Below are 23,021 nucleotides of genomic sequence, written 5' to 3'. Positions count from 1 at the left end.
TTAAAACTTAAAGTTGTGTTTTGCTTTATCGATATAACCTTTAACTCAAATGGATTTTTTTAGGTAAATTTTAAAATTAACTTGTTTACTTAAAAAAGCATTTGGAACAAAAAAAAAGAGACCTTAATTAAAAGAATCCCCTTTTCAAAATAACTACATGGATATTTTATTTTAAATCTTCCAAACGTTTAATAGTGTTCAGTTCTTGAGAAATGGTGTTTTTTTGTTCCATCACAATTCCTCTAGTAGTTGGAGGTAAATCTACCTCGCTAAGAACGTCGTTATACTCTTCAACAGAAGCTTTTTCTCCTCTAATTGCTTCTTCCAGCATGGATTCTTCATTGTCTGTTGAAAAGATGGCTTTTACATCCATCCAGGTTCTGTGTGCAGATCCTGCAACACTACCACCTTCTTTTGGTTTTTCACCATAATTTGTAATCTCAGATTTTAACTGATGACCAAAATTATAACGTTCTGCCGCTTTACGACTGAAATAATTTCTTAATGCTGTATTTTTAGTATGTTCTGCGGCTTTTTTATAACCAGCTTCAGCATCGTAATTTTTTTCTAACAAATTGTTAAGTTTGCTTCCTACTTCTTTTGTGTATGAGTTCATAATAATATGTATTAAGGTTTTGAGCAATTTTTTTAGAGATGTTTGCTGTTTTACATCTTAACGTCTATGATATAAGACGAAACTATTATTGATATAATAAAATTAAGGAAAGAAATGCGCATTGGTTAATCCTAAAAAATCAAAGTTTAACGCAATTCAAAAATGAATTTTATTCTATACAAATATTAAAATCTAAAGAATAGATCCAATTATGTAATAGTACTGAAATTGAAATTATTCTATTAAAAATGTATAGGTATGGGAAACCTAAAGATTAGCTTCCATGTACTTTTTAGATGCATTTGCGAATATAAAGTTGCCTTTTTTAAGCAATAATGCATATCTATTTTATAAGTATTAGTTAAGGATTAACTAAATATCTTGTTTTTTGTATTTTGATCTAGCATTAAGACCTCAACATAATTAAAGTCTAATAATTAACGTTTAAAGAAAATCTTTTTTATTAACATGATCAAACCATATTTACTAGCTCCCTTAATAATTGGTTCTACCCAATTTAAAGGCCTAAAATCTTCTTTGAACTCTGTTTTTAATAATTTCAATTCTTCCCAAGCAACTTGTCTTTCTAAATCTAAAAGCTGTAATTCGGTTTCAATCTGTTCAAAATTTTTGTATGATGGTTTCATAAATTATTGAAGTCTTTTAAAATTCATTTAAATACTCGATGTTCTTTTTAAGAAAAAAATTTGGAACCAATTTTCTGCAGAACTAATTTATTAATGAAAGCTCTTGACATGAACAAAATAATTCCAATTAGTAGAAAAGATCCTCCTACTATAAGATATCCTAAAAGTAAATTTTCCAAAATCTCACCAATAGCCATCGCTCCAGCAATTGCACAAAAAATAAGTCCTAAAAACACAAGCATGCTTACAGCAACTAATTTTGTAATAAAACTGACCGATAAGGTTATCTGCTGAAATATTTTCAACTTAAGATACTGGCTAGACGCTTTAAAATACGCTTCACCAATATCTGTAGCTTTATCTGTAGATTGACCTAAAGATTCAAAAACATTCATAGTTTATACTGTTTTTTGAAATTGCTTATTTTTTGCTTTCAAATCTTTTAGTTTAGCTTCAAGAGTTGTAATTACATCTTCAGCTTTATAACTTGCATCAGTTACTATAGATTCTACTTTATCGTTTAAACTGTGTTTTTCTACACTAACTGTATGAGCAATTTTATCTCTCAAACCTGCTGCTGAAGAACTTAATTTCTCCTTTTGCAATTCTGCTTGATCTGCAATACGTTGTCTTGTTACACTTCCTTTTTCTGGAGCGAATAATATACCTAAAACTGCACCTAGTGCTGCTCCTGCTAAAACTCCTAATCCTGTACTTCCGTTATTTGACATAATTCTTTTTTTTTAAGTTTAACTATTTGTTCTAAAACAAATTTCGGAATAAACTACGAAGTGTATTAACGCTAAAAAGTAAATTATTAACCTTAACAGTTATACCCATAAGAGTCAATTGTTTTATGGAATAGGTTAAGCCATTGGCTTTTAAAAAAGGAACTTTAATAATTAATAAAAAACATCATTATGTCTTCAATAATTAAAACAATTAATCCATATAACGGCGAAGAAATTAAGGAGTATAAACAATTTTCTAAATCAAAAATAGAAACTTGTTTGGCTCTTTCAGAAAAAACATTTGAAACATGGAAACATGTTGAAATTTCAGATCGAACCAAGCTTCTAAAAAAACTATCAAAAAACTTGATTAAAAATAAACAAGTTTATAGTGAGCTTATGACTGAGGAAATGGGCAAGCCTATCTCGCAAAGTAATACTGAAATTGAAAAATGTGTGTTTTTAGCCGACTTCTACGCTAAAAATTCAGACCAATTTTTAGCAGACGACCTTATTAAAACAGATGCTAAAGAAAGCTTTATAAGTTATGACCCCTTAGGTTGTATTTTAGGGGTTATGCCTTGGAATTATCCATTTTGGCAAGTCCTTAGATTTGCAATCCCAACCATAACTGCTGGTAACACAGTCCTCCTGAAACATGCTAGTAATGTTACCGGATGTGCCTTAGCTATCCAAGATTTATTTGATGCTAGTGGCTTTCCAAAAGGCTGTTTCCAAACACTTATAGCAGATCATGACCAAATAGACGCATTAATTGCAGACCAAAGAATTAAGGCCATTTCCTTAACGGGTAGCGAAAAAGCAGGAAGACATATGGCTGAAATTGCTGGGAAAAATCTTAAAAAAGCCGTTTTAGAACTTGGAGGAAACAATGCATGTATCGTTTTAGCTGATGCTGACTTAGATAAGCATATAGAAACCATGGTTGCCGCTAGAATGCAAAATACAGGTCAGAGTTGCATTGCTGCCAAAAGATTTATTGTTGTTGAAGCGATCTACGAGGAATTCTTAGAAAAATTCACAAAAAAAGTGAATGACCTTAAAATTGGAGATCCTAAGGAACCAGAAACCAGAATTAGTGTTTTGGCTAGAGTAGATTTAGCAGACACTTTAAAAAAACAAGTCGATAGTTCTATTAAGAAAGGAGCCAAAGTAGTGATAGGAAACAGAAAAGACCAAGCTTATTTTGAACCCACTATTATAATAGATGTTAAACCTGGAATGTCTGTTTTTGATGACGAAACATTTGGCCCAGTTGCCGCCATTATAAAAGTAAAAGATAATGATGAAGCTTATCAAATGGCCTCCAACTCAAAATTTGGTTTAGGAACAATGGTTTTTACAGAGAATTTTTTAGAAGCTAGAAAACAAATATCTCAAATTTCAGATGGCGCATTTTTTATAAACGAACTTGTAAAGTCAGATCCAAGATTACCTTTTGGAGGAACCAAAGCTTCTGGTTATGGAAGAGAACTTTCCAAAGAAGGTATTCAAGAATTTGTAAATAAAAAAACAGTATATATTAACCATTAAAAACGAAACATTATGCCAATTATTAAAGATGAAGATTCAAATACAAAAGATTATTTATTACAAGATGATAAAAAAACCAGGTTTGGTGCAACATTCATCATTTTGACCTTGATTATTTTAGCCATTGCTGTTGTAGCTTCTGGCTTATATTTTAAATGGTTTTAATATTAACCATTTCTTTTAAGCACAAAAAAGCTCAACCTAAGTTGAGCTTTTTGTTTTAAAATATTGTTAAACTTAATGTTTTGAACTTCTTACAAATTATGCTGAAATCAACATTGATTGTTGTGCACATTTATAATCTTTTGGGCTACAGTTATATTTTTCTTTAAATATTTTCGAAAAATAACTTCTACTAGTAAGACCAATGGTATAAACCACTTCAGAAATATTCATATCAGTATTTTTAATTAGCTCTTCAGCATTTTTAATACGAATCTCTCTAATATATTCTGTAACGGTATGTCCATGCATCAATTTAAAACCTTCTTGAAGTTTTGATGGAGAAAGTCCGAATTGGCCATACAATTGTGTGATTGTTATTTGAGTTTCAGAATTCTCATTTATAAATTGAGAGACTTCTTTAATAACATCCATATCTCTATGGGTTAAAGTACCTGTTTGTAAAAAGTTATTTTGAAGATCGTCTTTATGTTGTTGAATTTCCAAAGCTAAAACAACATGAACCAATCCTTGTATTAATAAACTTCTTACAATCCCATCTTGAGAAATAGCATTCAGTTGCTCAATTTTTTCGGCAATCTTTAAGTTATGAGATCCTATGTATAAATAATTTTCTGCTACATCATTCTTAAAAAATGTTTCACGTAATTTTTGTTTTAATTCATCTGTTCCAGCATTCAATCCCTTTTTAGTGGTTTGAACCGTAATTAAGGTAGTTTTTAACGCTTCATCCTTTTTAAAGTACAAAATATTCTCATCCATTTTCTTACTGGTTAAAATACCTGTCTGGTAGCTTTCTAAGGTGCGTTTTTCACCTTCAACACCAAAACTATGTGTTAAAGTACCTTTAGAGCAATATGTAAAATAAATTGGGTTTTTTTCTGGTGTATTTATAGACAATACCAAATCGTGATAAAAAACCATATCAAATTCTAAATAGGATATTCCACCTTTTAAAGACATTCCTTTTATAATACCTTTTCCTATTTCATTATCTATTATTAAGGTATGTTCTTGTAGTTCTCTTGTTAATTCTCCACCCAAATTAGCTTTTAATTGTTCTAACATGGTTTTAATAACACCTGATTTTAAATATGCTGTTTTCATTGGATTGTGATTTAAGTTTTGGTTTGATTTTTAATACATGATAAAGGTCGTAACAGAGACAGCATATTCTATTACACAATTTTTGCATTATGTTATACAACTATTGGATTTAAGGTTAAAATGTGTTAATAAAGCTCCAAAATTAAAGGAAAATGGTTTTTCGGGCTAAAAGAAAGTAGAAAAATCGTGAAAATATTATTACTAGTAGAGAGGAATAAAAGGGTGAATTATTGGACTTATTTAAGGTAAAAAAAGGGTTTTAAGCAGGTAAATAAACTATAAACTGAGCACCTTCGCCCAATTTTCCTTTGGCATACATAAAACCATTATGGTTTTCTACAATTTTTTTACAAATGGCCAAACCGATACCAGTACCTGAATATTCAGTTTTTTGGTGCAAGCGTTGGAAGACCTCAAAAATTTTGTCTGCATACTTTTCGTCAAAACCAATACCATTATCTGTAAATGTTATTTTATAATAGTACTTATTGGTTCTAATTACATTTTCCGGGAGATCAATAGCCGCAATTTTTTTAGAAGTAATTTCTATTATAGGTGTGTCTATAGTAGACTTATATTTTAAAGCATTTGAAATTAAGTTGGCAAATAATTGCTCCATTTGAAAAAAGACACCTTTAATCCCAGGCAGGTCGTCTAATTTAATTATGGCATTAGCAACTTGAATGTTTGTTGCTAAGTCTTCTAAAACCTTTTCTTGAACAAGGTTCAAATCGATAGTCTCAAAATCTGTCCGCGAACTATCGATTCTAGAATAAGCCAATAAATTTTGTATCAGCGACTGCATGCGTATTCCTGCATTTTTTACTTTTTGAAAATATTCAATGCCTTTACTAGAAAAGTTCTCTGATTCTTTATCTTCAATTCTTGAAATAAACAACTGAATTTTCCTAAGTGGCTCTTGTAAGTCATGACTTGCAACACGATTAAAGGATTCCAGTTCGGCATTGCTTCGTCTTAATTCTAGATTACTTTTTCTTAATTCCACTCCAGCTTCAATGGTTTTAGTAACATCTTGGACCACGCCAATCATTATGTCTTCTTCACCTTTATTTAACAGCTGTCCATTGGTTTTAAAGTGTTTTACATTGCCCTTTTTAGTAATTACGCGATAGGTATATTCTGTAGGTATTGCATTGTTATTAGATTGATTTGATTTCTCTTCTACTAAAACCAGATCGTCTGGATGAATAAACGATTTATATGTTTCATATGAAATTTCGAAGACACTAGTTTCCATTTCTAACATATGTAATAAATTTTCTGAAATTTCAAACTTATCAGAATCCTTATACCATAGGAAACTACCAATTTTTGCTATATTTTCTGCATCGTTTAAAATGGAGTTTCTAATAACAAGCTGCTCGTTTAGTTTTATAAGTTCATTTGCTTTTAGTTTCTCTTCAGTAATATCTCTAGTTGTAACGGTTACTCCATCGTCTAATTTGATAGCTGTGGCACTAAACCAAGTTGTAATACCATTTCTTTCATAAGGCGCCTCGTATTCCTGGGGTTTGTTTAGTTCTATAGCATTAACCAAATTTTCGAAAACATGATTTTCGAAAACATTAGGAAAAACTTGGGAAACCAATTTGTTTTTTAAATCCTCGGGAATATCCCCAGTTACAGGATTAATCCTTTCGTTTACAAAAAGAATTTCAAAGTCGGTGATTACACCCTTTTCATTACGAATGCTTTTGAAGTGCATGATAACATGCGAGATACTTTTAAAAATATTACCCAAAAAAGCACGACTATCTAATAGTTGAAGGTTTTGTTTCTCTAGTCGTTTATTAAAGGTTAATTGGATTTCCTTGGCTTTTTCTTCTGAAGTTGTATTTCTAGCAGTTTCCAAAATACCATTACCTAAAGGTGTTACTAGAGATTGAAACCACATTTTTTCATCTTGAACAATTATGTGCCTATCTGAAATCTCCTTAGTTTCTTCATTATAAGATTTTTTCATTTTTTCCAGCTCACCATTATTTAATAAAAATGGAAACACATGGGAAACTTGTTTTCCTACAATATCAATGGGTTCCAAACCAAAATAATCGCGATTGCAGTCGTTGGCATAAATAATCTTAAAATCTACTACATTGTTATTTTTATCGAAAATGGGTTCATAATAGTTAACAATATTATCTGTTGTAGACAATACATTTTTTAAAAAAGCTTCAGATTCTCGAAAACGGATTTTATTTTTATAGATCCTAATAAATGAAAGAACAAACACTAATACTGAAATAAACGTAAGCATTAACAATGTTAGAGGAGCTAAAGCTTTTTCAGAATCGTAAGCTTTTTCACGTTCTTGAATTAAGTTTTGCTCCGCAGAAAGCATTTGATTTGTTAAACCACGAATATGGAACAAAGTTCCATTAATCTTCATTTTTTGTGATTGCTTATATGAAATAGCTTCTTGACTATTTTTATAATTTACAGCGTCCAACTGTTGTAGTTGACTATATAATCTATCTAATAAAATACTTAATGATTGTAAGCGTTCTACTTGAATAGCATTATCTGCAGTGAGATTTTTTAAATTATCTATAATATCAAGCCCTTCTTGCCTATAATCCTTGAAGACCTGACCAGAACCTCCAGTTTTTAAGAGCTCTCCTCTAAATTCTTCAGATTCAGCTTTTGAATAATGGGTTGTTAAGATATTTAAATTATTATAAACCCGAAGCGTGTGTTTAACAAGTTCGGAAGATTTTTGCATGTGTAATATTTGCATATAAGCCATACTAGCTGTTGCAACAAGTAAAACCAGTGCTACAATTAATAAAATGATATACGCTTTAGAAGTGGTATATACACGCTTAAAATCCATAATAATATAAGGCTTTAGATTCGGAAAAGAAAAGTCTCCTTATTCAAATTGGAGGTATGATATTGCCAATTTAGTTGTAGCACTTTCTCAACCACTTCTCGCAATTTACTAAAGTTATTGGGCTTATTTACATAAATATTTGCCCCATTTAAGAAAGTTTCCTCAATATCCTTTTCTGAAGACGAGGTAGAATAAATAGCCACGCATAAATCTTTAAGCCTTGGATTACTCCGTATTTCTAAAAGACATTGTTGGCCATTTTTAATTGGCATGTTAAGATCTAAAAAAATAAGATTTGGAAGAACAATGTTAGGCAAGGTTAAATAATCCATTAATTCTTGTCCATGATTAAAGAGCGACAATTTGGTACGGATAGCAATTTCGTCGATAGCTTCGTTAAATAACATTCTATCATCTTCATCATCATCTGCCAAGGCTATGTTCAATATTTTATCACTCATTTAATTCTATTTAATAGATGGTTTTATAATTGTTGTTTCTTTTTCATAATTCTTAAAAAAAGACTAGGTGTTAATCCAGTTGTTTTTTTAAACTGCCCAGATAAATGAGCCACACTGCTATAATCTAAGCGAAAAGCAATTTCGGTTAAAGTTAAACTTGTATTGCACATAAGTTCTTTGACAAGATCTACTTTTTTAAGAATCATATAATTTTCTATTGAATTATAGGTGTTCTCTGAAAAAGCAGTTGATAAATGTGCATATGAATAATGTAATTTATCTGAAAGATAGGAAGAAAGTTTTTCTGATCGCAACTCTTTATTTTGCAAATAGTCGTCTATGGCGTTTTTAATTCTTTCAATTAAAGTAACATTTTGTTTCGATAATATTTCTATGCCATATCTTTTTAAGGAAGCTGTTAACATATCCAGCTTGTCCTTAGATAATTTTCCTTCTATGTGAATTTCTCCTAAACTGCCAAAAGAATATGCAATATCCAGAGCTTCGAGCTGCTCTTTTAAAAGTGTCTTATATACCAAATCGAAGTCGTATTTTACAAATAGTGTCATTGATAAATAGATGCTTTTATTTCTATTTTTTACAGACTAAAGATATACCATTTCGATATGATTCTTCTAAAATTACAAAATTATTTTCATCCTTAACAAACTTTCTTAGTATTCTGATTTTTAAGCTTAATTGAAAGAATTGTAAGGATTTATTTAATTCTCTTCCTTTTTATCGTTAACCATATGTATAGAGTTTTTACCAAAATCCAATGTTCTAATTGGAAAGGGAATATTAATATTGTTGGTATTAAAATGGTGTCTAATAAGTTTAATGGCTTTATGTGATTCGGCATAATTTTCTCTACTACTAACCATGTCTATCCAAAAACGTGTTATAAAATTAATAGAACTATCTCCAAATTCTGTAAAGTAAAACTCCACTCCTTCTCCATCTTGTTGTTTAAAATTTTCAGAAATAATTTTCGTTACCAAATCCTCTACTTCTTGTAAATCACTCTCATAACCTATACCACAACTAACCGTAATTCTACTTCTTTTGCTGAGGGAATAATTTGTAAATGGATTAGTTATAAAAGTATTATTTGGAATTATGGTATAATTATTATCTGGTCTTCTTACAACTATGCTTCTTAAGCTAATTTCGGAAACAAACCCTTTAACACTATCTGTTTCAATATAATCGTCGATTTTCAATTTAGGCATAAAGGAAAGTATTAAGCCTCCAATGGTATTGCTTAAAGTTCCTTGAAGAGCTAAACCAATAGCTAAACCAACTACCCCTGCTCCCGCAAGAACACTAGTAAGTACTTTATTCAATTCTAATACGCCAAGAGCAATAAAAAAACCGAATAGTATTACAATTAAAAAAACAATTTTTGAAATGATATCTTGAATCGATTTTTGACCAATATGCTTTAGCAAATATCTTCTTAAAAGATTTCTAATAACCTTAGCTATAATATAAAAGCATACCATGATTAAAATAGCCATGATAAAATTTGGCAATTTTAATATAATTGCCTCTAGCCAACCATCTAGCTTATCCCACAACTTATTAAGAGCTTCTTCTATAGAAAATGAATTATTCATAATTAAATTTTATAACATTTTAGTTAATAAGAATGTAGCAACTATCCACAATATGATGCTTAAACCACCTCCAATGTAAAGAAAATGCTGAAAGCGATAATTACCTATGCCGTAAATTAAGGAATTAGTTTGATAACCTACAGGTGTAAAGAAACTAAAGTTTGCTGCAAACATAACTGCTAGAATAAAAGGTTTGTAATCTAAATTCATTCCGTAGGCCACGGAAATGGCAATAGGTGTCATAATAATAGCTGTTGCGTTGTTACTCACTACACCACTTAAAACCATAGTTACAAAAAATATGGTACCTATAATAATATAGTTAGGCTGGCCATCTAAAAAACCTAATAATTTCTCTGAAATCCACATATCTGTTCCTGTATTATGCATAGCAAGTCCCAAAGGAATCATACCAGCTAACAAGAAGAAAATTTGCCAATTTACCTTTTTATATATGGTATTTAAGTTTAGATTTTTCGTGACCAATAACAAACATATTCCCGTTAAAGCGCTAACCATAATTGTTAATAATCCTGATGCAGCCATCGCAATTACTAATAAAAGGACGAAAAAAGAAAAATACTTTTTACGTTTAGATATTTTATCGATTTTATCTAATTGTTGCAAAACCACCACGTTTTCAATAGCATCTAATACATATGATTTTTCTTTAGATATTTCAACCAACAGTCTATCTCCAGCCTTTAATTTTAATTTATCTGTACTGCTATGAACCATTCTTTCATTGAGATTAACCAATGTCTTTCTTTTTTTAATGGCGATTGGAATGGCATCCTGAATCATAAAACGTCTTAAGTTACCAAGCGTTTTGCCTAATAAGGCAGCTCCTGGAAGCATCAGTAATTCAACAAAAATATGTTCATCTACTTCAAGTTTATTTTTTCCTTCTTTATTTTTTGTGTTTTTATCTATTATTTCCTCTTCAGCATGGTCGGTTTCATGAATGATACTCATGTTTTCAGATTTGCTTATACGCGACAAGTTTTCGAGATCACACATTAAAAGCAATTCATCATCGGCCTTAATGGTTATGTATCTTCCAGGAGAATTATGAACCTCGTTATTTCTTGTTAGACGCAAAAGTGATACATCTGGATTATCATGTAAAAAGCTATCATGGATTTTTCTCCCTACTAATTTAGAATTAGCGGTTATACGGACACTGGTAATATAGTTTTCAATTTTATAATCTTTATTCAGGTTTTGTTTGTCTCCCCAAGGCAACCAACCTAAAGTTAGTGTTAAGTAAACAATAGAAATGCCAAGAAAAATAAGTCCCAAGACTGAAAACTCAAAGAAACCTAACTTTTCGACACCGAGATCTTTTGAAACTGAATTGACAATTAAATTTGTTGATGTCCCCATTAAGGTACAAGATCCACCTAGAATACCAGCAAATGAAATAGGTAATAAAAGTTTAGATTGTGATATATTGTATTTTTCGGAAAGTTGGTTGACCATTTTAATAAAAACAAGAACCACAGCAGTTGTGCTAATAAATGCAGAAATTCCAGCAGCTACCACCATAAAAACAGGAGCCATAACAAAAAGAGGTAAAGATTTCACTTTTCCCATGCCAGATGTCAACCAGTTAATTACGCCATTTTCTTCCATGGCAATGGCCAAAATCATAAGTGCTAACACAGCAATAGTTGCGCTGTTAGAAAAACCACTAACACCTTCTTCTGGAGTAACTAAACCCAATAAAATAAGCAAAACAATAATAAAAAATGCTACTTTATCTACAGGGAAAATCTCAAACACAAAAAGTACTACTGTTGTTAGTAATACAAGAAACATTAAAATAATTTCCAAGCTCATCTATTAGTTTATTAAGTAATTTAAAGTTCAGTTAATTAAATTACTAAATTAACGTGAGATTTTCAATTTGAAAACGATGTATTTATAAATGACTTAGGTATATCATTTAGTTTGATAATAAATCAATATTCTTTGGAGGCATTAACTAAGTCTTTTAATTTAATTAATTCCAGAGATTTTCCATATATAGCTTTATCTGGATCCATAATATTAGAAGCACTTAGGTCGCCAACATAAAGCGCATCAAAACCAATGTCTTCAATTAACTGTCTTCCTATAGTTTTGCTTTCCTCATCTTGTGCCGCATAAGGAATAGACAATTTATCTTGACTTCTAAAAGCTCTATCACGTAAATCTTCAGCTTTAATCGTATTAAAAGCCTTAATTGTTTTAGCTGTGTTAAATTTCATAGCTGTATATTCCGAAGCATTATAATTGGCATCTCTAACTTCTTGAGCCATTTTGCCATCTCTTTCAGGATATGGGTTTGTGGCATCAATAATTATTTTATTACCATATTCTCCAGCATACAATTCTGATATGTTATCTATAGCCTCAAATGGAGTTGCTAAAAGATACGCATCTGCATTAGCTTCAAAAGCTTCGGCAACACTTACAGCTTTGGCATTATTACCTGCATCACGAGCCAAACTGGCAAGTTGATTTGGATGTCTTGAGCTAAAAAGCACTTCATGACCAGCTTTTGCCCAGTACTTTCCTAGATTGCCACCAATTTGTCCGCTTCCTATAATTCCTATTTTCATAATATTTTTTTTAGATTTATAATTTATATCCCTAGCTTCCATTGATTTTTAAAAGCAAATGCTTCTTGAGAAATTCTCTTACGTTTTTTTGTTTCCAGGCCCTGTAAATCTTTTGGGAGATCTTCTAACTCTCCACCATAATAACCTAAAGCAATAGCTGTAGAAACATGAAAACCTTCTGGTACATCGAATTCTTTTTGTGCTTTCTGCCAATCTACTCCAGCCATGTGATGAATAGCTATGCCTAAGTATTGGGCTTGAACCGTCATAGAGCCTAAGCTTAAACCTAAATCGTGCAAAGCGTGAAAATTCTCTTTACCTTCCTCTGTCTTTTCTTGATAAGCAGAAAGCAATAAAACAGGAGCATTTTTAGTCCAAGATTTATTAAAATCGCTTAAACAATTGAAAATTTTAGTATAAGCTTCTGTTCCTTTTTCAGCGTAAATAAAACGCCAAGGTTGAATATTGTTAGAACTAGCAGACCATCGTATGGCTTCAAAAAGCTGTTTTAAATGCCTGTCTTTTATCGATTCATTTTTAAAAGTTCTAGGACTATATCTTTGTTTTAACAGGGCAAAGATTTCATGATCAGTATCTGCAATGTTCTCTAACCTTATTTGTTCTGCTTTATTCATCTTTTCAACTTTTAATAATCCTTCACTGCAAATTATTTAATAAATAAGGCTTCACTTAACCTAAAGCAATAATTTATTAATGCAATTAATTAAAGACTACTTAAATCTTTTGAAGCATATTCTTTTTTGTAAATACGAACGAATATTAAAAATAAACTAATCAACAAGGGTCCAAAAATCAACCCGATAAACCCAAACAAGGGAATTCCTATGATTACACCAATTAGGGTTATTAAAGGATGGACATTATCTAGTTTTTGAAGTATAAACAAACGAATAATATTATCAGTAGAACCAACCACAATAAAACCATACAGCAGAATTCCCCATGCTTGAAATGAATCTCCGTTAGAAATGGTTAAGATAAAGACAGGAATAACACCCAAAAACGTTCCTATAAAAGGAACCATAGAACCTATGGCTACAATAACGGCCCAGAAAAAAGGACTTTCTACTCCAAAAATAAAAAATCCAATTAAAGCTACGATACCTTGCGCCACGGCTACTAAAGGAATTCCAAAAGCATTGGCACGAACCATTTGTCCGCTTTCCTTTCCTAATAATTTTAAATTTTCTCTACTTAAAGGAATGTATTCCATTAAGGATTCTTTAAGTTGTTTGCGATTTGTTAACATATAAAAAAGCAAAAAGTACATAATGGCAATGGCAATGACTGTATTAAAAGTACCACCTGCAAACCCTGTCAAACTATCGGACAACCAACTTGAAATTCCAGTGGCATCAATTTGAGACGTCAGATCAAAACCCAAACGACTTTCCAATGTTCTTAATTGGACTTTAATGGCTTTTGTTACTGCTTCACTATTATTAGCCGCTTTTCCTATTTTATTACCTAGCATTAATACAGCTCCGGCAATAGGAATTAGAATAGAAATAAAAGATAGGAACAATAAAGTTCCAGCTGCCAAATTAGGATTCCAACCCCTTCTAACTAATTTAGACATTGTACCTCTTAAAAGAAAATAGAAAGTTATGGCGCCTAAAACTCCCGAAAAGTATGGCATCATTTCCCTAAAAATCAATACAACTATTAAAACTATCAACAGAAGTAAAAAAATTTGACGTAATTTTTTGGCGTTTATCATAAAAACTGAGTACTTAAAATTGGTTTAAAATTTGTCTGGTTTTATTTAAATTAAATTATTAATTGTTTCGCAAAGCAATAATTAATTCGACTTTGTCCATTTTAGAACGTCCCTTAATTTCTACATTTTTAGCTTGTTGATATAATTCGTTTCTGGTCCAGTCCTCATAGGGTTTTGCATTCCCTCCTTTATCTCCAGCCTCTGGTGAATTAGCAATCCTAGCTGCTTTTTGTTTGCTGTAGCCTTTATCTTTAAGTGCTTGGTATTGCTGTTCCTTTTTAATATTAGGAATATCCATAATTTTGGTTTTAAAAAATCTAATGGTAAATAATGTATAAAATTGTCCTCGTAATTTCGCAATGAGCCATTTTTGGGACAGATCAAATGTCAGGTTATGGATTTGCATGGATTAACACAATCAGGAAAAATATTGCTCTCAAAAAAGTATTTTTAAGCGGACGTAATTGGTTCAATAAATTATTTTTTTGAGTCAAACCAAACTCTGTATATATTATAAATTGCAGGTATTAAAACATTATTAATTAAAAAAATAAAATCATGAACAAAGATCAATTAGAAGGTAAATGGAAACAAGTAAAAGGTGAGTTCAAACAAAAATATGGTAAACTTACAGACGATGATTTAACGTATACTGAAGGAAAATTTGACGAAATGGTTGGAAAACTTCAAGAAAAAACGGGAAAGAAAAGAGAAGAATTAGAAGATGAAATTAAAAATTGGAAATAATTATTAATTTATATCATTAAAAATTCTTTCATAAAAACACCTCTAACGAATAGTTAGAGGTGTTTTTTTTTATCAAACAGAACCAAGACATCATTATTTAAAGAGATGGACCATTTGGAAAAAATCAAATTACAAAAAAGCTAATTAAAGTTTACTCATTATTTTTTTTATTGGAGCTTGGTTGGATTCCTAATCCATAACGTTTGGCATAAACCCAGGTAAATTGTGCTCCAAAAAATAAAATTAGACAAGAATATGAAACCCAAAGCAAAATTAAGACTACAGTTCCAGCTGCCCCGTATGTAGAACCGGGATTTGCCTCTCCAAAATAAAGTCCAAGCAAGAATTTTCCTAGAACAAACAAAACGGATGTTATGATTGCTCCAATCCAAACTGTTTTCCATTTAATTTTGGCATCCGGTAAGAATTTAAAGATCATGGCAAACAGAACCGTTATAATTCCGGTGGAAACCACAAAATCCATAATAAAAGCGATATAAACTATTAAATCTGGGACTAAGCTAGTTATGTATTCATTTAATACAGAAATAGCCGTGGTTACTAAGAAACTTATTAATAGCAAAAAGCCCATAGCTAAAATAAAAGCAAAGCTTCTGGCACGACTCCAAAGCATTTTCACAAATGGCAAACTGTTTTCCGAACCAACCTGCCAAATTTTATTAAGTGATAATTGTAAATGATAAAAAACCCCTGTAGCTCCAAAAATTAAGGTTACTATTCCCAGAATGGTAGCTAATGTGCTTTTATCTTCATTTTGAGTTTCAATCATCATGCTTTGTATAGACTCAGCAGCATCTCTTCCTAAAGCACTGGAAATTTCGTTTGTTAATCTACCTTGCACTATATCGACTCCCCAGACTGAACCTACCAAATTGATAATAATAACTAATAATCCGGGCAAGGAAAGTACAGCATAATAGGCTACAACGGCGCTTAACCTAAAAGGGTCGCTAGCATCCCATGCCTTATAAGTTTCAACGATAAGAGATGGTAAATCTTGAATCTTGAATTTTTTTGAATTGGTCTGAGTCATGTTATAAAACTATTATTTAATAAGCTTACTTGCTAACTTAAAACGAATTTTGGTTAACTCATAAGGATTATAAAGTTCTTCTATTAAACAAGAAAAAGTTGGCAAATTGCCAACTTTTTTCTCAATAATATATCATGTTTTTAAGTATTACTTAAATGGATGATATTCAAATTTCTGACCACCTACAGAAGTTTCAGCCATTAAACCTGCTTTAGGCATAGCAAAAACTATAACGTTATCATCATAATTTGCATCTTCTGAGACCCCCTTATCGGCTATAACAGCTGAAGCCTGAGCTGCAAACTCATAATTTCCTTGTTTAAATTCATTTAGGGCTTCATCTGTTTCAAAAAAGATAACTTCCGTTAGTGCCTGACCACCAGCTTGAATACCAACACTTAATTTTTTAATATTTGACATTCCAATAGCTACCCCATTTTCGTAAACAACACCATTCCCCATGGCACCACCTATAATTAAAGCCCCTTTTCCAATGCTAGGAAAGATGACATATCCAGAAGCAGTGTCAAAGAATTTTTCAAGACCTGGGTCTTTTTCTAGTAATGCTGTTTTAGCTTTTTGGGCATCTGCCATAACTTCCTTGTCTTTACTGTTTTGAGCAGTTACACCAACCGTTATTAATAGAAGGCAAACTGCCATAATTGTTTTTAGAGTTTTCATATATCTGTTTTTAAATTATTCTCTTCAAATATATTTATAAAGTGTCTTAGGGAATGACTCAAAAAATTTAAATGTTAGCTCAAAAACATTAATATTTCGCCATAACACCCTGAAATTCAGATTTTAAATTTTATTTTTTTGATACACCACCCAATTGTACTTGGAAGATTTACTTATAGTATGAAGTACTATTTTTATTTAAAATAAAATCAGAATAATTTCAAAAAAAAAAGGAATCCAAATTGGATTCCTTTTTCAATAATATCAGTTTGTAAAGTTTATTTAAAGAATCTTTTTGCCATTAAAAACATGCCATATTTACCTGCCATTTTTAGTCCAGTTTGCAACCAATTTGCAGGTGTTAAACTTTCCTGAAATTCGCCTTTAAGAAGTTTCATTTCTTCCCAAGCAATATTTTGTTCTAGACTTAATCGTTTTAAATCGGTTTCAATTTCTTTAAAAGATTGGTATTGTTTCATATGTCTTTTTTATTGTAGCTGCATTTTCTATGAAATAAATTCCATTAGATAAATGGTGCAACATGAATTTTCTTAAATTATTAATCGAAAAATTTAGATGACTTAATCGAAAAATTTAGATGACAAACTTTTGATTACTTTTTTATTGATTAGATTTCTCTTGTAATACGTTATGAATGTAACTATTAGAAATAATCCCGCAACAATTAAATAACCCAAAGCTACATTGTCTAACCATTGGCCTATAGCCATGGCTAAGGCAAAAGACATAAAAAACAAAGCTATTAGCAATAAACCTCCAATAATCAGCGCTTTAGACACCAACGTTATGGAAACACTTATTTGTTGAAATATTTTTAATTTTAGATACTCCTGAGATTTTTGCACATAAACTTCACCAGCATCCGCCATCTTTCCTGAAGTTTCATTTATATTTTCGAATATATTCATTCAATTTAAGATTTTTGATACTTTTTGTTTTTTGCTTTAAGATCGCTTAACTTATTTTCTAAAGAGGTAATGACATCCTCAGTTTTATGACTAACATCATTCACAATACTATTTAATTGATGATCTAAACTTTCTTTTTTATGGGTAACGGTTTCTTTAACCTGATCCCTTAAGTGATGTGCACCTTCCGTCATTCTATCTCTTGCAGTCGCGGCCTCATCTGCTAATTTTTGTCTCGTATTCGATCCCTTGTCTGGTGCAAATAAAATACCTAAAGTGGCCCCAATTGCTGTTCCTGCTAACAATCCTAATATTGCATTACTTTCTTTTCCCATGATAATTTAAATTTTAAAAATTATTAATTTTTGTTTAAAAAGAGATGATAATAAATAAATATCACCTTAAAAAATCAAACACAAATCAATCTTATAAGGCTCATGCAATTTAATTAATTTCACCGACATTTAATTAATTTTAGTATTTGATTTAACATATAATACCATACTTTCTCCAATCAAGCATCCTAATTACAAGTAATTTAACATTTGTTTAAATTGTACAGATTCTATTTAATACTATTTAGTGATCTGTTTCAAAAATAAATTAAAAACTTTGACTTAGTTTTTTTTATTCAATACATTGTAAGCTTTATCGAATCTATGCGTGAACAACAAGTTAGTATAACTGGAGGAAGTGGTCATTTAGGCACTTGTCTTATTGAATTATTATTAGAAAAAGGGTTCCTAGTAAAAGCCTTGTATCGTAATTATAAGCCACCTATTTCACATCGATCTTTAACCTGGGTTCAGGGTGATGTTTCAGACAAAACTATTTTAAAGCAATTAGTGCAAGATTCCACTGCAATTATCCATTGTGCAGGCATGATATCTGTTGGAAAGGTAAATAAAGAAGACGTTTATAATACCAATGTTATTGGTACAGAAAATGTTATAAATGCTTGCTTAAATTCTGATATAAAATTCATTTTTATTAGTTCATCAAATGCTGTTAAAGAAACAAAAGCGAATGAAATTTTTGATGAAAACCGACCTTATAAAACCAAAAACGATTTTCTTTATGGTTATACCAAAGCATTATCTGAACAGCTGGTTTTAAAAGCTGTATCAAATAACAACTTGGATGCCATTATTATTAGACCCACTTCCATAATTGGTTGTCCTGACCATAAACCTTCTCATTTTGGGAAAACTATTTTAGATATTTACAACAAGAAGATTCCTGCATTAACCACAGGTGGTTATGACTTGGTTGATATTAGAGATCTTTCAGAAACCATAATAAACAGTATTCAATTAGGTGAAAAAGGTGAAATCTATTTAGTAGGAGGCAACTTTTACAGCTTAAAACAGATAGCTAGAATTGTAAATCCTGACCACAAATTTATTTACATCTCATTAAACTTATTAATTTTTCTATTGCCATTAATTCAAATTTATGATACTCATTTCCCTTTGGAATGGCCAATAACCAACGAAAGTTTAAAAATTCTTAAAAGAGCACCAAAGAAAGTAGATTCTAGCAAAGCAATTAAAGAATTGAAGCATAAAATTCGACCTATAGAAGATACGTTAACAGATTTAATAAATTGGTTTAACAAGCAAAATTTGTCATGACATTAAGCACGTTTCATATTATTTGCATTATTTGGGCTTCCATTGGCATTGGCTCGTTTATTTTATTACAATTTGTAACAGCTCCTTATGGCAGACATATTAAAAAAGGTTGGGGACCAGAAATTTCAAACAAAATTGGATGGGTTTTAATGGAAATTCCATCTTTTTCTATCATTCTATATTTCTTCATGACATCTAATCAGAGTAAATATGCATCCATGCTTAGTATCTTGTGGCTTATCCATTATTTTAATAGAACGTTTATTTACCCTCTAAGAATACGCACAAAATACAAAAAAATGCCCATTACCATTGTTGTTTCAGCCATCGCTTTTAATATGGTTAATGCTGGATTAAATGGTTATTTTCTAGCTAATTTTGAAGCATACACTATCGATGCTTTTAATAATTGGCATTTCTACTTAGGATTAACGCTTTTCGTTTTTAGTTTTATAACCAATCAAATAAGTGATAACATTTTAATTCACCTTAGAAAACCTGGAGAAACGGGTTACAAAATTCCAAACGGATTCCTTTTTAAATATATTTCATGCCCGAATCATTTAAGTGAATTACTACAATGGACAGGTTTCGCTATTATGGCATGGAATTATCCTGCCACAACCTTTTTAATATGGACAGCGGCCAATTTAATACCTCGAGCTTTGGCTCACCACAAATGGTACAAAGTCCATTTTAAGGAATACCCAAAAAACAGGACAGCCTTGTTTCCACGATTCTGGTAAGGGGTGTTGAAATTCAATCTTAATAAATAAGATATTTTCTAAGGACAACCCTTTTAAAGCTAAATTTTATTAACGATATTTATAGGCTTTTATAGCTGTAACTTAAAACATACCAACACCTTTGAATACAACAAAAATTTCTGACAGCATTGTTGCTTTACGATGGCCAATTATTATAATAGTAACCATTTGCACTCTGTTTTTTGGGTATCATTTGAAAAGTTTAAAAATCGATGCGGATATTTTAAGCTCCTTACCTGATACCGATCCAAATGCTTTACTTCTTAAAATAATTAGTAAAAATTTTGGTGGCAATAATATTGGTGTCGTAATCTTAGAAACAGATAATATTTATCAAACCAAAGTTCTGGAAGATATCCGTTCCATTACTGATACTTTAAGTGTTATTGATGGCATTTCGTCTGTTTCTAGTTTAACCAACATCATCAATATAAAAGGAAGTGAATATGGCATTGAGATAGGCCGCTTGGTCGATGAAAACAACTTCCCAAATAGTCCTGAAGCCTTCGAGTTGTTACGAAACAATGTCATGTCTAACGCAATGTACAAAGGCTCTATAGTTTCGGAAGATGAAACCTCCTCTTTAATTATTTTCAACTTAGAAGATGGTGCCAATGTAAATGACATTGCTGAAAATGTTATTAGCAATGTCTCTAATTTAAAGCTTTCCGAAAACATTTATTATACAGGATCTCCTATGTTGGTAACCTCTATTTCAGATTTAATGAAAAGAGATTTCGTGTTACTTTTACCAATTGCTTTTTTAGTTATTGGTTTCATACTGTTTTTAAGTTTCAGAACTATTAACGGTGTTATTTTACCATTATTAACAGCCGTTATATCAATTGTTTGGAGCTTGGGAATTATGGGATTGATGGGATATAGTATGTCCATGATTTCAAATAATATTCCAATTATTTTATTAGCTATTGGAAGCGCCTATGCCATTCATGTGGTGAATAGAATTAATATAATAAGTAAAACAGAAAACCAAGATGTTGTAAGTAAAGCGCTTGCCTATGTATTAATTCCTGTAATATTGGCTGCCATTACAACCATGATTGGATTTGTGTCCTTTGTATTTGGTGCTTATTTACAAATGATTGTCGATTTTGGAATTTTCACTTCTTTAGGAACTTTATTTGCCTGTTTACTCTCTCTTTTCTTTGTTCCCGCTATCATGGAAGTGTTTAAATCTAAAAAAGAAAAAGACATTTCTAGAGCTGAACGGCCTTCATTTTTATCAAACAACGTTTTAAAACCGTTGAACACTATTTTATTTAAATACCCAAAATTGATTTTAAGCATTTGGTTGGTTCTAATAGTTATTAGCATTTTTGGCGTATTTTCAATTAAACGAAGTGTCAATATTCAAGAATATTTTAAAGAAGGAAACCCGACCAGACAAGCCGAAAAAATAATGGTAGACAAGTTTGGTGGCACCAAGCCTGTATTCGTTTATTTTGAAGGAGACATGCAGGATCCTGAAGTCTTGAAAAAAATGATAGAAACTTCAGAATATATGGAGCAAAGTCCAGACATTTATACGTCCATGTCAATTGCTCATTTAATTTCTGAATTGAACTTTGCGATTACTGGAAACAGAAAAGTTCCAGATGATGCCGAACAGATTCAACAGCTTTGGTTTTTATTAGATGGAAATGAAATTATGTCCAGATTTGTCAATAAAGATTTAACAGAAGGCATTATTATTACCAAGTTTAAATCGCCAGACAACGATTCTAAAAAAGAATTTGCTAAATACATGAATGCTTTTATTGAAAGTAATTCCACAGAAAACTGTAAAATTCAAATTACAGGAATGCCATTTGTAGATATTACAATGGATCAAAGTTTAATTAATAGCCAAATAGGCAGTATTTCGATCGCTATCATTTTTATGATTTTCATTGTAGGGTTAATCCTTAGATCTTTTTTAAGTGGTATTTATGCTTCCATTCCAATAATTGCAACCATTATTATTTTGTTTGGGGTTATGGGAATAACAGGAATTTCACTCAATATTGCTACCGTTCTTGTAGCAAGTGTTGCCTTAGGGATTGGAATTGATTATTCCATACATATTATTTCGCATTACAATCATTCCATAAAAAGTAATAAATGCCTAAAGGAAGCCATTACAGAAGCTATAACAGTAAGTGGCTCTGCCATTATTATTAACGTGGTTGCAGTATCTGTTGGTTTTATGGTACTAATGTTTTCTGTAATGGTTCCTTTACAATATTTTGGAATACTTATTGCTTTAAGTATGATAAGTTCTGGACTTGGAGCCTTAACTTTGTTGCCCGTGATCTTGATTCTTTTAAATAAAAATAAATAAAATTCATGTTGAAAAATCTATTAAAACCCTTCGTCTTCATTGCATTTACAATTTTAAGCATCTCCCATTTGAATGCTCAAGATGCAAATACCGTTCTTCAAAACGTAGACAAGATAATGTCTGCTCCTAAAGACAAGCAAGGAACTGTTCAAATTATTGTAACGGACAAATCTGGAGATGAAACTGTTCGAGAAGCAGAATTGAAGCAAAAAGGAATGGATAAAAAATTATATAGATATACCAAACCAGAAAACAAAGCTGGGATTGCGACCTTATCACTTCCAGATGACAAAATGTGGTTATACATGCCATCTTTTGGAAAGGCGGTTAAAATATCGCTTTTAAGCAAAAGTCAAGCGTTTACAGGAACGGATTTCTCTTATGAAGATATGAGTGGTATTCCATATAGCTCAAGATATACTCCTGAATTCCTTAAATCTCTAGATCCGAAGGCATATTTATTGGAATTGACTCCTAAAGACAAGTCCATGGAATATTCTAAAATAATAATGACCGTTGATAAAGCAAACAATTACCCAATGGTGATGGAATTTTATTATAAAGGTGATGAGATAAGAAAAGTAGCCACTTACAAATATTTAAAAAGCGGCAAATATTGGTATGCTCAAGAGGTTACCATGAAAGATATTAAAAAAGAAAGTTCAACAAAAATTGTTATGTTAGATCTTAAATTTGACCAAGGTATTTCAGACGATATTTTTACAGTAGAAAACCTAAAACAATAACCG

General features: G+C 31.0%; 26 protein-coding genes. 7 read left to right on the top strand and 19 right to left on the bottom strand.

Annotated features, from left to right (window positions below):
• Positions 1-166: 166 nt before the first annotated feature.
• The 4 genes from IEV77_RS15895 to IEV77_RS15880 form a co-directional block, all read right to left on the bottom strand.
• The gene (locus tag IEV77_RS15895) at positions 167-616 is read right to left on the bottom strand and encodes a ferritin-like domain-containing protein (protein ID WP_188466621.1); all 450 of its coding nucleotides are present in this window, start codon (positions 614-616) and stop codon (positions 167-169) included.
• Positions 617-1,053: 437 nt separating this feature from the next.
• Positions 1,054-1,263: a hypothetical protein gene (locus IEV77_RS15890; protein ID WP_188466619.1), complete on the bottom strand. Its 210-nt coding sequence runs from the start codon at positions 1,261-1,263 to the stop codon at positions 1,054-1,056.
• A 47-nt stretch (positions 1,264-1,310) separates the two neighbouring features.
• Complete coding sequence (locus IEV77_RS15885; protein WP_188466617.1) at positions 1,311-1,658, bottom strand: hypothetical protein; 348 nt, start codon at positions 1,656-1,658, stop codon at positions 1,311-1,313.
• Positions 1,659-1,661: 3 nt separating this feature from the next.
• Positions 1,662-1,994, bottom strand: a complete 333-nt coding sequence (locus IEV77_RS15880; RefSeq protein ID WP_188466615.1) for a YtxH domain-containing protein — start codon at positions 1,992-1,994, stop codon at positions 1,662-1,664.
• A 189-nt stretch (positions 1,995-2,183) separates the two neighbouring features.
• On the opposite strand from IEV77_RS15880, the gene IEV77_RS15875 reads away from it, so the two are divergent.
• Positions 2,184-3,548 (top strand): NAD-dependent succinate-semialdehyde dehydrogenase, encoded by a 1,365-nt coding sequence (locus IEV77_RS15875; protein ID WP_188466613.1) that lies wholly within the window; start codon positions 2,184-2,186, stop codon positions 3,546-3,548.
• Between the two features lie 12 nt (positions 3,549-3,560).
• On the top strand, positions 3,561-3,713 hold the full coding sequence (locus tag IEV77_RS15870; protein WP_188466611.1) for a hypothetical protein: 153 nt from the start codon (positions 3,561-3,563) through the stop codon (positions 3,711-3,713).
• Positions 3,714-3,809: 96 nt separating this feature from the next.
• Here IEV77_RS15870 and IEV77_RS15865 read toward each other — a convergent pair whose 3' ends face one another.
• The 10 genes from IEV77_RS15865 to IEV77_RS15820 all read right to left on the bottom strand — a co-directional run bounded on the left by IEV77_RS15865 (position 3,810) and on the right by IEV77_RS15820 (position 14,417).
• Entirely contained in the window at positions 3,810-4,838 is a 1,029-nt protein-coding gene (locus IEV77_RS15865) for an AraC family transcriptional regulator (protein WP_188466609.1), read from the bottom strand.
• 259 nt (positions 4,839-5,097) lie between these two features.
• Entirely contained in the window at positions 5,098-7,692 is a 2,595-nt protein-coding gene (locus tag IEV77_RS15860; RefSeq protein ID WP_188466607.1) for an ATP-binding protein, read from the bottom strand.
• Between the two features lie 14 nt (positions 7,693-7,706).
• A complete protein-coding gene (locus tag IEV77_RS15855; RefSeq protein ID WP_188466605.1) occupies positions 7,707-8,153 on the bottom strand; it encodes a response regulator in 447 nt (148 codons plus the stop codon).
• A 23-nt stretch (positions 8,154-8,176) separates the two neighbouring features.
• A complete protein-coding gene (locus IEV77_RS15850) occupies positions 8,177-8,722 on the bottom strand; it encodes a helix-turn-helix domain-containing protein (RefSeq protein WP_188466603.1) in 546 nt (181 codons plus the stop codon).
• A gap of 153 nt (positions 8,723-8,875) precedes the next feature.
• Positions 8,876-9,772, bottom strand: coding sequence for a mechanosensitive ion channel family protein (locus tag IEV77_RS15845; protein ID WP_188466601.1), 897 nt, complete (start codon positions 9,770-9,772; stop codon positions 8,876-8,878).
• 9 nt (positions 9,773-9,781) lie between these two features.
• Positions 9,782-11,593, bottom strand: a complete 1,812-nt coding sequence (locus IEV77_RS15840; RefSeq protein ID WP_229736695.1) for an SLC13 family permease — start codon at positions 11,591-11,593, stop codon at positions 9,782-9,784.
• Positions 11,594-11,736: 143 nt separating this feature from the next.
• The gene (locus IEV77_RS15835) at positions 11,737-12,378 is read right to left on the bottom strand and encodes an NADPH-dependent F420 reductase (protein ID WP_188466597.1); all 642 of its coding nucleotides are present in this window, start codon (positions 12,376-12,378) and stop codon (positions 11,737-11,739) included.
• Positions 12,379-12,401: 23 nt separating this feature from the next.
• On the bottom strand, positions 12,402-13,013 hold the full coding sequence (locus IEV77_RS15830) for a nitroreductase family protein (RefSeq protein ID WP_188466595.1): 612 nt from the start codon (positions 13,011-13,013) through the stop codon (positions 12,402-12,404).
• Between the two features lie 89 nt (positions 13,014-13,102).
• On the bottom strand, positions 13,103-14,119 hold the full coding sequence (locus tag IEV77_RS15825) for an AI-2E family transporter (RefSeq protein WP_188466593.1): 1,017 nt from the start codon (positions 14,117-14,119) through the stop codon (positions 13,103-13,105).
• A gap of 58 nt (positions 14,120-14,177) precedes the next feature.
• Positions 14,178-14,417, bottom strand: a complete 240-nt coding sequence (locus IEV77_RS15820; protein ID WP_188466591.1) for a DUF7218 family protein — start codon at positions 14,415-14,417, stop codon at positions 14,178-14,180.
• A gap of 260 nt (positions 14,418-14,677) precedes the next feature.
• On the opposite strand from IEV77_RS15820, the gene IEV77_RS15815 reads away from it, so the two are divergent.
• Positions 14,678-14,866, top strand: a complete 189-nt coding sequence (locus IEV77_RS15815; protein ID WP_188466590.1) for a CsbD family protein — start codon at positions 14,678-14,680, stop codon at positions 14,864-14,866.
• Positions 14,867-15,017: 151 nt separating this feature from the next.
• Here IEV77_RS15815 and IEV77_RS15810 read toward each other — a convergent pair whose 3' ends face one another.
• The 5 genes from IEV77_RS15810 to IEV77_RS15790 all read right to left on the bottom strand — a co-directional run bounded on the left by IEV77_RS15810 (position 15,018) and on the right by IEV77_RS15790 (position 17,865).
• A complete protein-coding gene (locus IEV77_RS15810) occupies positions 15,018-15,920 on the bottom strand; it encodes a YihY/virulence factor BrkB family protein (protein WP_188466588.1) in 903 nt (300 codons plus the stop codon).
• Between the two features lie 147 nt (positions 15,921-16,067).
• Positions 16,068-16,601 (bottom strand): lipid-binding SYLF domain-containing protein, encoded by a 534-nt coding sequence (locus IEV77_RS15805; RefSeq protein ID WP_188466586.1) that lies wholly within the window; start codon positions 16,599-16,601, stop codon positions 16,068-16,070.
• Positions 16,602-16,879: 278 nt separating this feature from the next.
• Positions 16,880-17,080 (bottom strand): DUF6327 family protein, encoded by a 201-nt coding sequence (locus IEV77_RS15800; RefSeq protein WP_188466584.1) that lies wholly within the window; start codon positions 17,078-17,080, stop codon positions 16,880-16,882.
• Between the two features lie 102 nt (positions 17,081-17,182).
• A complete protein-coding gene (locus tag IEV77_RS15795) occupies positions 17,183-17,530 on the bottom strand; it encodes a phage holin family protein (RefSeq protein WP_188466583.1) in 348 nt (115 codons plus the stop codon).
• A 5-nt stretch (positions 17,531-17,535) separates the two neighbouring features.
• On the bottom strand, positions 17,536-17,865 hold the full coding sequence (locus IEV77_RS15790) for a YtxH domain-containing protein (RefSeq protein ID WP_188466581.1): 330 nt from the start codon (positions 17,863-17,865) through the stop codon (positions 17,536-17,538).
• Between the two features lie 324 nt (positions 17,866-18,189).
• Between IEV77_RS15790 and IEV77_RS15785 the strand changes: the two genes are divergently transcribed.
• The 4 genes from IEV77_RS15785 to IEV77_RS15770 all read left to right on the top strand — a co-directional run bounded on the left by IEV77_RS15785 (position 18,190) and on the right by IEV77_RS15770 (position 23,018).
• The gene (locus tag IEV77_RS15785) at positions 18,190-19,164 is read left to right on the top strand and encodes an NAD-dependent epimerase/dehydratase family protein (protein WP_188466579.1); all 975 of its coding nucleotides are present in this window, start codon (positions 18,190-18,192) and stop codon (positions 19,162-19,164) included.
• The gene (locus tag IEV77_RS15780) at positions 19,161-19,910 is read left to right on the top strand and encodes a DUF1295 domain-containing protein (protein ID WP_188466577.1); all 750 of its coding nucleotides are present in this window, start codon (positions 19,161-19,163) and stop codon (positions 19,908-19,910) included. Before IEV77_RS15785 ends, IEV77_RS15780 begins: the two co-directional genes overlap by 4 nt.
• A gap of 121 nt (positions 19,911-20,031) precedes the next feature.
• Positions 20,032-22,272: an efflux RND transporter permease subunit gene (locus tag IEV77_RS15775; protein ID WP_188466575.1), complete on the top strand. Its 2,241-nt coding sequence runs from the start codon at positions 20,032-20,034 to the stop codon at positions 22,270-22,272.
• 5 nt (positions 22,273-22,277) lie between these two features.
• A complete protein-coding gene (locus IEV77_RS15770; protein WP_188466573.1) occupies positions 22,278-23,018 on the top strand; it encodes an outer membrane lipoprotein-sorting protein in 741 nt (246 codons plus the stop codon).
• Positions 23,019-23,021 lie beyond the last annotated feature (3 nt).

This window comes from Xanthomarina arctica, from assembly GCF_014638915.1.
Lineage (GTDB): Bacteria > Bacteroidota > Bacteroidia > Flavobacteriales > Flavobacteriaceae > Xanthomarina > Xanthomarina arctica.
Note: the sequence above shows the minus strand (reverse complement) of the source record. Positions and strands in the feature narration are given on the sequence as shown.

What these genes read in the sequence shown, in the direction of transcription:
- IEV77_RS15895 (WP_188466621.1), bottom strand. Translation starts at nt 616, where the DNA reads ATGAACTCATACACAAAAGAAGTAGGAAGCAAACTTAACAATTTGTTA.
- IEV77_RS15795 (WP_188466583.1), bottom strand. Translation starts at nt 17,530, where the DNA reads ATGAATATATTCGAAAATATAAATGAAACTTCAGGAAAGATGGCGGAT.
- IEV77_RS15850 (WP_188466603.1), bottom strand. Translation starts at nt 8,722, where the DNA reads ATGACACTATTTGTAAAATACGACTTCGATTTGGTATATAAGACACTT.
- IEV77_RS15820 (WP_188466591.1), bottom strand. Translation starts at nt 14,417, where the DNA reads ATGGATATTCCTAATATTAAAAAGGAACAGCAATACCAAGCACTTAAA.
- IEV77_RS15885 (WP_188466617.1), bottom strand. Translation starts at nt 1,658, where the DNA reads ATGAATGTTTTTGAATCTTTAGGTCAATCTACAGATAAAGCTACAGAT.
- IEV77_RS15770 (WP_188466573.1), top strand. Translation starts at nt 22,278, where the DNA reads ATGTTGAAAAATCTATTAAAACCCTTCGTCTTCATTGCATTTACAATT.
- IEV77_RS15890 (WP_188466619.1), bottom strand. Translation starts at nt 1,263, where the DNA reads ATGAAACCATCATACAAAAATTTTGAACAGATTGAAACCGAATTACAG.
- IEV77_RS15830 (WP_188466595.1), bottom strand. Translation starts at nt 13,013, where the DNA reads ATGAATAAAGCAGAACAAATAAGGTTAGAGAACATTGCAGATACTGAT.
- IEV77_RS15805 (WP_188466586.1), bottom strand. Translation starts at nt 16,601, where the DNA reads ATGAAAACTCTAAAAACAATTATGGCAGTTTGCCTTCTATTAATAACG.
- IEV77_RS15860 (WP_188466607.1), bottom strand. Translation starts at nt 7,692, where the DNA reads ATGGATTTTAAGCGTGTATATACCACTTCTAAAGCGTATATCATTTTA.
- IEV77_RS15840 (WP_229736695.1), bottom strand. Translation starts at nt 11,593, where the DNA reads ATGTTTCTTGTATTACTAACAACAGTAGTACTTTTTGTGTTTGAGATT.
- IEV77_RS15815 (WP_188466590.1), top strand. Translation starts at nt 14,678, where the DNA reads ATGAACAAAGATCAATTAGAAGGTAAATGGAAACAAGTAAAAGGTGAG.
- IEV77_RS15800 (WP_188466584.1), bottom strand. Translation starts at nt 17,080, where the DNA reads ATGAAACAATACCAATCTTTTAAAGAAATTGAAACCGATTTAAAACGA.
- IEV77_RS15865 (WP_188466609.1), bottom strand. Translation starts at nt 4,838, where the DNA reads ATGAAAACAGCATATTTAAAATCAGGTGTTATTAAAACCATGTTAGAA.
- IEV77_RS15825 (WP_188466593.1), bottom strand. Translation starts at nt 14,119, where the DNA reads ATGATAAACGCCAAAAAATTACGTCAAATTTTTTTACTTCTGTTGATA.
- IEV77_RS15855 (WP_188466605.1), bottom strand. Translation starts at nt 8,153, where the DNA reads ATGAGTGATAAAATATTGAACATAGCCTTGGCAGATGATGATGAAGAT.
- IEV77_RS15875 (WP_188466613.1), top strand. Translation starts at nt 2,184, where the DNA reads ATGTCTTCAATAATTAAAACAATTAATCCATATAACGGCGAAGAAATT.
- IEV77_RS15835 (WP_188466597.1), bottom strand. Translation starts at nt 12,378, where the DNA reads ATGAAAATAGGAATTATAGGAAGCGGACAAATTGGTGGCAATCTAGGA.
- IEV77_RS15790 (WP_188466581.1), bottom strand. Translation starts at nt 17,865, where the DNA reads ATGGGAAAAGAAAGTAATGCAATATTAGGATTGTTAGCAGGAACAGCA.
- IEV77_RS15780 (WP_188466577.1), top strand. Translation starts at nt 19,161, where the DNA reads ATGACATTAAGCACGTTTCATATTATTTGCATTATTTGGGCTTCCATT.
- IEV77_RS15845 (WP_188466601.1), bottom strand. Translation starts at nt 9,772, where the DNA reads ATGAATAATTCATTTTCTATAGAAGAAGCTCTTAATAAGTTGTGGGAT.
- IEV77_RS15785 (WP_188466579.1), top strand. Translation starts at nt 18,190, where the DNA reads ATGCGTGAACAACAAGTTAGTATAACTGGAGGAAGTGGTCATTTAGGC.
- IEV77_RS15880 (WP_188466615.1), bottom strand. Translation starts at nt 1,994, where the DNA reads ATGTCAAATAACGGAAGTACAGGATTAGGAGTTTTAGCAGGAGCAGCA.
- IEV77_RS15810 (WP_188466588.1), bottom strand. Translation starts at nt 15,920, where the DNA reads ATGACTCAGACCAATTCAAAAAAATTCAAGATTCAAGATTTACCATCT.
- IEV77_RS15870 (WP_188466611.1), top strand. Translation starts at nt 3,561, where the DNA reads ATGCCAATTATTAAAGATGAAGATTCAAATACAAAAGATTATTTATTA.